Origin of the sequence: Streptomyces atratus (assembly GCF_014648655.1) — a bacterium.
Lineage (GTDB): Bacteria > Actinomycetota > Actinomycetes > Streptomycetales > Streptomycetaceae > Streptomyces > Streptomyces atratus.
In genome coordinates this window covers 1-11738 of sequence record NZ_BMRN01000095.1, presented here as the reverse complement: position 1 = coordinate 11738, position 11738 = coordinate 1, and the positions used below count along the sequence as shown (strand labels likewise).

Genomic DNA, 11738 nt, shown 5'->3' with positions numbered 1-11738 from the left:
TCCACCGCGAACATGACCCGCCGCCTGACCACACCGAGCCCCGCCTGGCGCGACGGTCTCGGGCTGGCCGCGTGAACGTCACCGAACTCCTCGCCGACCTCCGGCCCCAGCACGAGGCGGCCACCGCCCGTGCCGGGGAACTCCAGGGGCAGATCGACCACCTCACCGCCGCCCTGGCCCCGCCGTACCTCATGTGTGATGAACTATGGCCCGGTTTCGAGATGTTGATCTCGTCTCTCGGCAAGAAAGTTGGAGGGATCGTGAATCTTGGCGGGGGGACGTGGCAGCGACTGACCGCCGTGGTGCTCGTCATGGCGGTGGCGGCCGGGTGTACGGGGCAGGGCGAAGGGCCGGACGGCGGAAACGACAAAGACCTGCTGCGGAACCACGACTGGACGCAGATGCCGGGCACCACCGCGCGGAACGACATCCTGCGGGTCAGCGCATCGGATCGGCACATCGTGGAGCAGGACTCCTCCGGCGGCCAGCCCAATCCCCCGCTGAACCTGGCCGGCCCGCATCTGAGGTCCGATGGCGACTTCACCGTCACCGCGCGCATGTCCGGTGTGGGCGACGGTGACGGCGACTCATGGCTGCGGCTGTACGGACGGGTACCGGTCATCTACGACGAGTGGCGGCAGGAGCGGCCCTCACTCCGCGTCGGCGTGACCGCCGACGGACAAGTGAAGGTACAGATATGGGACGGCGAGGGCGACGAGCCAGCCACCTCCAAGGTTTTCGACTGCGGCTGCTCCGGGACGGTGACGCTCGCCGTGTCAAGCATCGGTGACACCTTCCGCGTGAAAGCCGACGGGCGGCGGCTGGGAACCGTGCAGGACCCGGGGGTGTTCGCCGAGGGCACTGTCTGGTTCGGTCTGGAGGCGGACGCGGGCGAAGACGAGCGCCGCGAGGGATGGCGTCTGACGCAGCTGATCGCGCGGGCAGAGAGCGGTGACTCGCTCCGCGTGATCAAGGCGCCGCAGCTACGCCAGGAGCAGTCCGACGACTCGCTGCGTGCGCGGGCCGCAGACATGGGGCGGCCGTTCGACGTCGGCGCCGCCCTAGCCGAGAACCCGCTGCTCACCGACTCCGGCTACCGGGCGCTCGCGGGGAGCCAGTTCTCCATGCTCACTCCAGAGAACGCGTTCAAGCCACAGTTCCTCCACCCGCGCCGGGGCGTCTACGACTTCCGCGACGCGGACCTACTCGTACGCTTCGCCCGCGCAAACGACATGAAGGTGCATGCGCACACCCTCGTCTGGCACGAGGCTCTGCCCAACTGGATGCGGGAGAACGACGATCCCGAGGAGGTGCGCCGGACCATGCTCCGGCACATCGCCACGGTCGCCGGTCACTTCAAGGGAAAGGTCGCGGAATGGGACGTGGTCAACGAGCCCATGTCCGACGACGAGGAGAGCTACACCAACGGGGATTTTGGTCTGCGCTCCGAGCAGAGCCCGTGGTTCGAGGCCATGGGCGAGGAGTACATCGACGAGGCGTTCAGGGCCGCCCACCGGGCCGATCCGAAGGCACGGCTGTTCCTCAACGAGTACGGGGTCGAGGAGGAAGGCGAGCGGTGGGACGCCCTTTACGATCTGGTCAAGCGGCTCAAGGAACGGGGCGTACCGATCGACGGCGTGGGTTTCCAGAACCATGAGTACGCACCCGGCGACCGCATCGACCCGGAGACCTTCCGCAGCCATGTGCGGGATCTGGCGGAGCTCGGGGTCCAGGCGCGGGTGTCGGAGATGGACGTCCCCATAGGCGAGGACGAGGAGGACGGGCGGGAGACCCAGGCTGACGAGATGGTGGGCAAGCTGCGGGTCTGCCTGGAGGAGCCGAACTGCACATCGTTCTCCACATGGGGATTCACCGACCGGTACGGTTCCACCGCCGACACCAAGATCTATCCTCCGCGCACGGCCGATTCCCTGCCGTGGGACGCGGCCCTGCGGCCGAAGCTGGCGTACGAGCGCCTGCTCGAGGCCTTTGACGAGGCGTGAGGCATCAGGGTGCGATCTCTCGGTTTGGTGTCGGTGGTAGTGAGAGTCAGTAGCGCTGGTTTGGGCCTGTGGTCTTTCAGCGCTGGTCAGTGGGGTGTCGGTGGTGGGGTTGCCATTGTCATAGGGCGAGAGATCTGGGTGGGGGATCGCTGTCGTGGGGCTTTATCTCATGGCAGGTGATGCTGTCTCAGGTTCGAGAGTTCTGATGCAGCACTGGACCCCGGGCCTCAAGAGACCCGGGTCCAGTCACCGCTCAGGAAACGATCAGGGGCTGTCCGGGGCGGCCTGGGGGATCGTCACCGCCCCTGCCCAGTCCATACCCAGCTCCGCGAGGGCGGCGAGCTGACCGGCAGCCAGCCTGTCCCGCCTCGATTTGGTGTTCGAGACCCATACGCCCAGCTTCACGACCACCGGCTCCGTCTCGCCGTCGATCGTGATCTCTTCGCTGTGACCGCGCGGCACCGGCCGGTCGCCCTCCCGCTTCACCCACTGCGCGAGGGCCGCCAGGCCCCGCTGGAACGCCTGCTTCGCCTTGTCCGGACCCTTCGCCGCGCGCTTGGTTGCCGGTGAGGGAGATGGCGCCTCAGCGGGCTGCACGCCCAGCGCGGACAGCCGCTCCTGCTGTTCGGTCGACAGCTGCGCCCAGGTGCCCGGCTGCTTCTGCCGCTCCAGCCACTTGCCCAGGTCGTCCCCCTCGAACAGCACCCCGGGTTCGATGGCCGGCAGGACACCGTCGGCGTTGACCAGGTCCGCGAGCACCCGGTAGTGGCGCTGCCAGTCCAGCGGCCACGGGCAGTCCCAGTCCGGGTCGATCGCCGTCAACTGCTCCGCGCGTTCCGCCGCCCGTTCCGGGTCCTTGCCCAGACCGTTCTTCTGTCCCTTCCGGCGGAGGTTGGCCATGTGCTGCCCGACCGGCACCATCGTCTCGCCCTCGCCCCAGACCGCGTCCTGACGCGGCGCGAGGTGCCCCGTGGCCCGCCGGTAGGACCGGAGCGCGGCGAGCTTGTTCTCCCATGCCTCTTCGCCCGGTTCCCACACCATTCCGGCTGTGAGTTCTCATCTGTGTTGCGGTAGAGGAATCGCTATGACCTGCGAAGCTGCAGATGACTGAGAGATGCCTCGGTGTGCTTTTTCCACGCCGATCGGGGCCTTGACCTGCAGTACCGCAAGCCTGATGAGAATCCCGCAGTTGTGTTGAGAATTCTGGTAGCGGCCAGGAGGGCGTCTGACCGGCTACCGTCGGCGGCGTGACACCAGCGTCCGACTCCCTCCCCGCCCCCGGACACGCTCAACTTCGGCTGACCGCACAGCAGTGGGGCCGGACAGGATCGCCCTGTCCGGCCCCACTTTTCGTTCCCGGCTTGCTCACCGGCTGAGGCGGGTGGGCGGTCCCCATGCGAACTCGAGGTCGTCCAGCAGGACGTCCTCCAACTCCCACCGGCCGCGCATGAGGAACGGGGCTCTCGGGCTGACCGGCCAGCATGTAGCGGCCGTGCGAGGCGGGCGTGCTGCCCGGCCCGTACGCGCGCAGCAGCTCTTCCAGGCGCTCGCGGTGCTGTTCGGCGAACGCCTCCAGGCGCTGCGCGTACCCGGCCCGTCGCGTACGGCGCTGAGCGCCACGGTCAGGATCTCGTCCGATGCCTCGGGGATGAGGAAGTCTCCCGGGTCGGCCAAGGCCCACGTGCACCGCTGCGCCGCCGCCAGGACCTCCCTCGCGTCGAGCTCCGGGGCCGGGGCCTCTACCGGGAGCCTCCTTCGGGGCGGGGGGAGGCTGGCTGCTGGAGGTGGGCGAGCAGCAGGGCGCTGGAGGTGGCGTGCCCGCGCTGAGCGGCGGTGGTGTCGGCGATGCGCAGCAGGTCGCTGGCGACCGCGCGGACACCGGCGAACCAGCCGTCCTCGAAGCGCTGCTCGGACCCGTGCGGGGCGCTGCTCTCGGAGATCCAGGTGTGGGCCCCGGCCACCGCCCCGGCCTCCAGCTGCGACACGATCTCGTCCGCCTGCTCGGGCGCTACTCCTACGGCGGCCAGGGCCTGGAACACCGTGAACCGCGCGTTCGTAGCCTCGCTCTGGTGCTGGCCGACGCGGGCCAGCAGCAGCTGACTGTGACTGCGCACGAGCTCGAGAAAGAAGGCATGAAAAGTACGCACCTCCAGTCTCCGGCGGGCGGAGGGTCCCAGCAGCCCGCCCATCCGGTCGGTTATCTGCCGGGCCGCTGCTCGGGCCCGATCCTGCCGTCCTCGTCAGGCTCCGGGTCCGGGCAGCATCCAGTCCGCAGGCCAAGGGCCTCCCCGGGACGCATTCCAGTCAAAAAGGAACAGGTGATGAAGGCGGCCGTACCCAGGTGCCGCATCAGCGTGGCCGCCTCGGCGAAATCGATCGCCTCCCGCCAGGGGCGTCCGGCGATCCGGCCGGTCACCGGGGTCGCCAGAGGGCGAGCCCCTCGCGCTCGGCGACCCTGTGGATCTGACGGGCGGACGCGCCGGTGATGCCGCCTATGTAGTTCCGGGCCAGCATCATCTTGCCGCGGTGCAGGCGGGCCGGCAGCGGAGCCTTGGCGACGATCAGCGGGTCGAGAAAGGCCCGCAGGGCAGCCTCCCCGGCCGGGGTGCCGGGGGCGGTCCCGGCGATCTGTATCAGCCGTTGTGCCTCGGCCCAGGCGGCGAGGATGTCGTCGGCGAGATCGTCGATCATCCGCATCGCCCAGATCAACAGGGGACCCATGGTCGCCTCGGCCAGGGGCTCGGTCGCGTTCTCGCCGCCGGTGGAGGTCGCCGCCGGCAGATAGTCGTCCGCCCCCAGCTCGTCCCACGGAGGACGCCCGATCCCCGAGGGACGGGCGCTGAGCTGGTCGAACGCCCACAGTCGGGTCAGAGAGCTGAGGTTGCTCTGGGCCCGGCTGCGGCCGATGCCCTTGTCGCGGCAGTGCTGGCCGTACTCGTGCAGGACACCCCTGTCGCAGTGCGCGAGGGTGTTGATCCCCCCGGTCATCCAGCCACTTCGCCAAGTTGAACCAGTCCGTCACCGCGGCCTTGGTCCGTTCGCTGCCGAGGCGGGAACGCAGACGGGTTCCCCGCTCGGTGAGGAACGTCGGCCGAAGCTCACCGTTGATCACGGTCCAGGCTGCCAGCCGCAGCTCGTCCTCGAAGGCCGCAGTGCAGCGCTGCCACTGGATGGTGGCCGTGGTCGCGCTGGGCTTCGCCGGCAACGGGGCCAGGGGCCAGACGGATTCCCCGTAGCGGCCACTTTGGTGAGTGTGCGGCGCGACCACGCGATGCGGGAGGACGACAGGACTGCCGGGTTCCGGAAGAGGCAGAAGGTAGGGGTCGAGTTCGATGGCGGTGGTCACGTGTCGAGTTCTCCGGTCAGCGACAGGGCGATGAGATCGCGGTCGGCATCGGTGACCTGGTCCAGGGCCCGGTTCCAGGTGCCTTCGCCGAGCTTCCCGCGCAGGTCTTCGAGGCAGGCGTCAGCCACCGCTGCCTCGGCTCCCCGGGCCGGCGCGACTACTTGGCCAGCTTGCCGTTGGGCCGCACGGTGAACCAAGTGCCGTTCACGCCCTGGCCGTTGGCGTCGCCGGGCTTCTCGTCGCCGGTGTACCAGTAGAGCGGCCAGCAGTCGATGCTGAGCTGCTTCGTGCCGTCGGAGCGGGTGTACGGGCTGAGCAGCTTCGGGTCGATGCCCTTGATGTTCTTCTTGTCGACGAGCCCGGCGGGTTTCCACTTCTCCAGGCAGGCGCCCCGGCAGTTGGACTTCATCGGCCAGGCGGTGTCCTTGGTGAAGCGGTAGAGCGTACGCCCCTTGCCGTCGCGGACGATCGTGCCGCGCTCCTTGTCGTCGACCGTGGACAGGGCGGGCAGGTCCTTCGGCTCGCTCGGGGCCTCCTGCGCCTGTGCCTTTGCCTTCGTGCCGTCGGGCGCGGCCGAGAACCAGGTACCGCCGACGCCCTGCCCACGGGTCTGCCGGGGCGCCGTGTCCTGCGCGTAGCGGTACAGCGGCCATCCCGCGAGCGTCAGCTGCCTCGTGCCGTCCGCGCGCTTCACCGAGCCGAGCAGCCCGGGGTCCACGCCGCGGCCCGCCTTCGCACCGTCGGCGAGCACCGGCGGCCAGGCCGCGGCGCAGTCGCCCGCGCAGTTGGAAGCGGGCGGCTTCGCCGTGTCCTTGTCGAAGCGGTAAAGGGTGAAGCCCGCGCCGTCCGTCACGACCGGGCCCAACTGCCGGCTCTTCCAGACGCTGAGGCGGCCCGCCTGTGAGGGCTGCGCACCGTTGCCCGTCGCGGCGGCGCGCCCGGCGGAGCCGGTGGTGGTCGCCGCCGTGCCCTGGGAGCTTGTGCAGGCCGCCGTCAGCATGACCGCGGCGAGTGTGAATACGACCGGGACGCAGGTGAATTTACGCATGGGTATCCCTCTTTCGGAAGTCTTGGAGAATTTGCTTTTCGCTGAAGTGCTGAATGCTGAAGTGCTGAGTAATGGCCCGCCCCGGCAGCAGGGGAGGAGTCGGCCGACTGCCGGGGCGGAGTTTCTGGTCCCGGAATTCCTTCTGGCCGGGCAGTATCGCTGTGAAAACGGCCGCTGTGGCGGGTAGGTTCAATTCCCGGAAGAATCTTTTACCGGGTCGCGAGCCGTCAGACCCGCCCCGTACCCGCCCCGGCCAACGTCTGCGTGGGAACGACCACCCGCAGACCGAGTACGCCCAGGTCGACGCTGCCGTCGTTCTCCGCGTACCACCGCCAGTGCGCCCCCGGTACGTCGCCCACCGTCAGCACGATCCAGCCGCCGCCCTCGGACCCGGTGAGGTCCGCGAGCGCCCGCGCCTCCTCGGCGGTCGGCGCGTCCTGGAGGACGACGAACCCGGTGACCTCGCCCGTACGGGCGGCGCCACGCACCAGGCCGACGCCCAGTTCCTCGGCGGAGTTGAGGATCTCCTCGGGGGCCTTGCCCTTCACCTCCGACACGGAGCGGACCCGGACCAGACCATTGAGGCCGGGCAGGGCGCTCGCGCCCGGGTCCACCGAGACCACCACCGTGCACTGCCGCGGCAGTTCGAGCAGCCCGCGCACCAGCGCCGCCACGGTGTCCTGGGCGACGACGAGGTCACCGCTGACGCTCAGCGCGCCGTTGATCTGCCCGAGGTCCACCATGACCTGCGCGCCCCGCTCGCTCACCCCGATCCGGGCGAGGTGCGGCAGCGCGAGCGTCACGTCGGTCGCCGGATCGCCCTCGATGACGGAGGGCAGCCCGGTGCGCTCCCAGCGATTCGGTTCGAGCGCGGTCCACGGCACGGGTGCCGTGTGCGCCCCCGACACCGACGCGAGCAGCTTCGTGGGTTCGGCGAGGACGCTGTAGACCCGTACCGGACGCTCCGCCTCCGCCGCGTCGGCGGGGATCAGTTCGCGCAGCGCCTGCCGCACCACCACCGGTGTACGGGTGTCCGCCGCGAGCCGCCGCGCGAGCGCGCCCCGCCGACGCCGCCGCAGCGCGAGCGCCAGGCCGCGCGGCAGCCGCGGCCGCAGCACCCGGGCGGCCCGCGCGATCCCGGAGCCGGTGGCGCGCACGGCCCGGCTGATCGGACGCCGCGCGACGATCACCACGGTCAGTACGGCGACCCCGGCGACACCTCCGATCAGCCAGGGCGATCCGACCCGGTCGCCCAGTCCGGCGAACGGTCCCGCGCCCCGGCCGGCCGCGGCGCGGGGTGTGGGGGAGGCGCTGCGCGCGGGGAGCTTCGCCGCGTCGGCGTTCTCCTCGGGCAGGACACCGAACTCCACGCCGGCCCCGTCCGCGTCCTCCGGCAGGATCAGCGGGAAGCCCGGGGTCAGCTGGTCGGGACTGACGAAAGCCGAACCGTCCGGCAGCTGGCGCCCGCTGTTGAGGACCAGGATCTCCTCGAACCGGTCGCCGTCGCCGAGGGTGCGCTGCGCGATCCCGAACAACGTCTCCTGCTCGCCGCCGTTCTCCCGCGCGGACTTGACCACGTAGTACTTCGTCACCTCGTCGGCCCGCAGCGCCCGGGAAGGCTGCGCCTGTACGGCGGCCGGAGCCGGTGCGGAGTCCAGAGCCCGTACGGATTCCGGAGCCCGTACGGACCCCAGGGCCTGCGCCGGTGCGGGCAGCGCCAGCCAGGTGACGGCCATCAGGCCGCACACCGCCGTCACCCGTGCCGTCGTGCGCCACGGCGCCGGCCGCCGTGCTTCGTTCGTCGTCCTCGGGGCGTCGCGCATCCTTCTCGTCCTCCTCCGTACGGGGCCTGGTGACGCGCACTGCTGATGCGTCGGCCGTCACACGCACGGAACCCCGGGGCGGTTCAACGAGCTGAACCGAAACGTCGAACACCCCGTTAGGAGGTGCCGAACGGGCTTGTAGCCGGGAGGAGTTGGACATGGCGCGTCGGCATGCAACGGGCTGGGAGGTGCTCGGGTTCGGGGAGGATCCGACCCCCGGGAACCCGGAGGCGATCAGAACACTGGCCAAGACCTATCAGGAGCTGAGCGAAGGGGCGGGCGAGGCGGTCGAGCTGCTGCGCGACGACGGTGCGCTGCGCCGCGGCAAGGGCCAGGCGATGGACGCCCTGAAGACGCGCATCACCAAGGACCTGCCGGGGCTCCTGGAGAAGACCAGGGACTCCTTCCGCACCGCCGCGGGCGCCTACGACGAGTACGCGAACACCCTGACCACCGCCCAGGACCTGCTGGACCGGGCCATCGACCAGGGCCAGGAGGTCGCAGCCACCGCGAAGACGGAGGTCCCGGCCCTCGCGGCGGACGCCACCCCGGAGCAGGCCGAGACACACCAGACGCAGCAGGGCGAGGTGAACGCCGCGAAGGAGGCGCTGTCCGCCGCCGAGGAGCTCGGCCGCATGGCGCAGCGGGTGCGCGAGGACGGGTCCGAAAAGGCGACGATCATCCTCGATGACGCCGCCGAACAGGCCATCCCCGCACGGGACTTCGTGAAGGCGTTCGGTGACTTCCTCGCGGACAACCCGCTGGTGGAGATCATCGCCGGTGTCATCATCGGCATCGTCGCCGTGTTCTTCCCGGTCGTGGGTCTCATCCTGGGCGCGATCCTGTTCGCGGTGTCGGTGATCCGGATGGTGTCGCAGGGCAAGATCGACGCCGGTGAGATCATCATCGGCCTGCTCACCCTCGTACCCGGTGGCGTGCTGCTCGGCGGGCTCGGGAAGATCGTCGGGGCGGCGGGCAAGCTGGCGAAGCTCGCGCCGTTCCTGGCCAAGGTGGGCAAGGGCGTCGGGACCGCTTCGGGGGCGGTCTCGGCGGCCCTGAAGAACTCGACGTTCATCCGCAAGATCATCGACCCGCTGTCCAAGGGACTCGTGGGTCTCAAGACGTCCCCCGGTCTGGCCCTCGGTGCCAAGTTCGCGATCGACGTGACCACCGAGTTCAGCCTCGGCTTCCTGGCGAGCGGGCTCACGGCGTGGATCGACGGGAAGAAGTTCGACGCGGCCTCGGCCGCCAAGGGTGCCGCGCTCGGCGCCGCCACGGCCGGTGCCCTCACCCTGTTCGGCGGGACGAAGTTCGCCACCAGCATCAAGGACGCCTTCACCACCAAGGGCAAGTTCAAGAGCAACATCGACAAGGCGTTCTCCGTGAACAGCCTCGGTGTCGTCGACGGCAAGTTCAAACCCGGCAACGTCCTGTTCAACGACACCAAGGGCGGGCAGAAGACCGGCTTCCACGGCATCAACGGCCAGACCAAGTCGGACCCCGCCACGGGCGAGGTCAAGACGAAGGTCACGACCCCGGACGGTGCGAAGACCGAAACGAAGATCACTCCGCCCGGTCCCAAGGCCGACCAGGTCGAAGCCCCCGACGACCTGCCCTTCGGAGTCCCGGGGCCCGAGACGTCGACGACCACCACGACACCGGACGGGTTCACGTCGACGACCGCGAACGGCACGAACACCATCAAGAGCCCGGACGGGGACGTCATCACCTCGAACGGCAACACGACGACGATCAGCACCCCGGTCCAGGGCCCGACCACGAAGGAGCAGATCCTCGGCGGGCTCGCCGGCGAGTTCACGCCCGCGCAGTCGGAGAAGCCCGCGCTCTCCACGGAGCTGGGCCCGAACGGCGGCTTCACGACCTCGGGACCGTTCGGCGAGGTCTCCAAGGGGCCGGACGGCACCACGACGTTCAGCTCGCCCGGCGGTGACGGCGGTGGTCCCACACCGGAGTTCACCGTGAACAACAACACGATCTCCACCCCGAACGGCCTCACCCTGACCGACAACGGCGGCTCCACGACGGTGGGTGGTGGCGGTCTCACCACGGACAACACGAACGGCGTCAACTCGGTCTTCAACGGCCCCCAGGCGGGCCAGCCGGTGGCGACCCACAACCCCGCCGACGGCAACGTCGACATCAACTTCGGCAACACCACGCTCAACGGCAACACGGGGAACCCCGGGGGTGGATTCGCCCTGCCGGACGGCACGCAGGCCAGCGTCGGCAACAACGGCCACGTGAGCGTCGTCAACGGAGACGGCGGCGGCCAGAACGTCAACCTGCCCCCGGCCAACGCGGGCGGCCCGGTCACCTTCACCGACACCAATGTCAGCACCAGCATCCCCCCGGCCGGCGGCGCCACCATCACCACGCCGGGCGGCCCCGCCACCACGCTCGACCACACGGGGTTCACGGTGAACACCGGTGGTCCCACCCCCGACACGGTGCAGTTCAACGGGCCGGGCAAATCGCTCGACGTGACGCCGCCCGGCGGCCAGCCGCAGGTCTCGGTCGGCCCGGACGGCTCCATCACCACGGGCAACATCAAGACCGACGGGGGTGGCGGCGGTACGGCCACCGGCGGCGGGGGGAACGTGGAGTTCTCGCCGACCGACATCAAGTTCAGCACGCCCGACGGCGGGACGATCGCCGTCAACCCGCAGGGCCAGTTCGACCTGAACCCCTCCGGCACCCAGCCGCCGGTCACGGTCAACCCGAACGGGGACATCGCCGTGGGCCCGTCCGGCGCGGCCCCGGTCACCTTCAACGGCCCCGACGGCACTGCCGTCACCACCAAGCCGGGCGGCGGCCTCGACGTGACGCCGCCCGGCGGCCAGCCGCAGGTCTCGGCCGGCCCGGACGGCGGCGTCTCCGTCAACGGGATCACCACGGACGGCAACGGCGGCGGCACGGCCACCGGCCCCGGCGGCAAGGTCGACTTCTCGCCGCTCGACATCAAGTTCAGCGCCCCGGACGGCACGACGTTCACCATCAACCCCAACGGCAAGTTCCACGTCGACGGGATCAGCCACGGCGCGGACGGCGTCACCATCGGCGGCTCGACCACGGTCCACAACGACGGCTCGGCGAGCATCGCCCACGGCGACCAGGAGATCAACGTCGCTGCCGACGGCACCATCACGGCCACCGACGCGCAGGGCAACCCGGTCCCGCCGGCCGTGCCGCAGCCGACCCCCGGGAATCCGGTGAACGCGGGCAACACCACCATCTCCGTGGACCACGGCGGCGGCCACTCGGTCACCGTCCACGGCCCGAACGGCACCACGGTGACGGTCGGCAACAACGGCACCACGACCGTCAGCAATGGCCCGATCCAGGCGAGTCACGGCCCGAACGGCATCAGCGGCAGCGTGGGCACCGTCAACCCGATCCAGGTCAGCCAGGGCCCGAACGGCGTCACGACCGTCAGTCAGAACGGTACGTCGGTGAGTACGGGCGGAAACGGCCCGACCACGGTCGGACCGCAGGGCGGG

Annotated in this window: 8 protein-coding genes and 1 pseudogene; 2 read left to right on the top strand and 7 right to left on the bottom strand. The window is 70.1% G+C overall.

Annotated elements, in window-relative coordinates; genetic code table 11:
• Positions 1-260 precede the first annotated feature (260 nt).
• Positions 261-2003 carry an endo-1,4-beta-xylanase gene (locus tag IEZ15_RS42325; RefSeq protein ID WP_189282268.1) on the top strand — a complete coding sequence of 581 codons (1743 nt, stop codon included), beginning with the start codon at positions 261-263 and terminating at the stop codon, positions 2001-2003.
• A 264-nt stretch (positions 2004-2267) separates the two neighbouring features.
• Here the strand turns inward: IEZ15_RS42325 and IEZ15_RS42320 are convergent.
• The 7 genes and pseudogenes from IEZ15_RS42320 to IEZ15_RS42295 form a co-directional block, all read right to left on the bottom strand.
• Positions 2268-3050, bottom strand: a pseudogene (locus IEZ15_RS42320) (helicase associated domain-containing protein); the annotation flags it as partial.
• Between the two features lie 318 nt (positions 3051-3368).
• Positions 3369-3677, bottom strand: coding sequence for a hypothetical protein (locus tag IEZ15_RS42315; RefSeq protein ID WP_189282267.1), 309 nt, complete (start codon positions 3675-3677; stop codon positions 3369-3371).
• 65 nt (positions 3678-3742) lie between these two features.
• Positions 3743-4117: a hypothetical protein gene (locus tag IEZ15_RS42310; RefSeq protein ID WP_189282266.1), complete on the bottom strand. Its 375-nt coding sequence runs from the start codon at positions 4115-4117 to the stop codon at positions 3743-3745.
• Between the two features lie 298 nt (positions 4118-4415).
• Complete coding sequence (locus tag IEZ15_RS42305) at positions 4416-4991, bottom strand: hypothetical protein (protein ID WP_189282265.1); 576 nt, start codon at positions 4989-4991, stop codon at positions 4416-4418.
• Positions 4992-5345: 354 nt separating this feature from the next.
• A complete protein-coding gene (locus IEZ15_RS46650) occupies positions 5346-5477 on the bottom strand; it encodes a hypothetical protein (protein ID WP_268250513.1) in 132 nt (43 codons plus the stop codon).
• A 29-nt stretch (positions 5478-5506) separates the two neighbouring features.
• Positions 5507-6397: an SCO0930 family lipoprotein gene (locus IEZ15_RS42300; RefSeq protein ID WP_189282264.1), complete on the bottom strand. Its 891-nt coding sequence runs from the start codon at positions 6395-6397 to the stop codon at positions 5507-5509.
• A gap of 227 nt (positions 6398-6624) precedes the next feature.
• Positions 6625-8220, bottom strand: coding sequence for a LysM peptidoglycan-binding domain-containing protein (locus tag IEZ15_RS42295; RefSeq protein WP_189282263.1), 1596 nt, complete (start codon positions 8218-8220; stop codon positions 6625-6627).
• Between the two features lie 158 nt (positions 8221-8378).
• Between IEZ15_RS42295 and IEZ15_RS42290 the strand changes: the two genes are divergently transcribed.
• A partial coding sequence (locus IEZ15_RS42290; RefSeq protein WP_373302762.1) for a putative T7SS-secreted protein occupies positions 8379-11738 on the top strand: 3360 nt, incomplete at its 3' end.

What these genes read in the sequence shown, in the direction of transcription:
- IEZ15_RS42295 (WP_189282263.1), bottom strand. Translation starts at nt 8,220, where the DNA reads ATGCGCGACGCCCCGAGGACGACGAACGAAGCACGGCGGCCGGCGCCG.
- IEZ15_RS42305 (WP_189282265.1), bottom strand. Translation starts at nt 4,991, where the DNA reads ATGACCGGGGGGATCAACACCCTCGCGCACTGCGACAGGGGTGTCCTG.
- IEZ15_RS42300 (WP_189282264.1), bottom strand. Translation starts at nt 6,397, where the DNA reads ATGCGTAAATTCACCTGCGTCCCGGTCGTATTCACACTCGCCGCGGTC.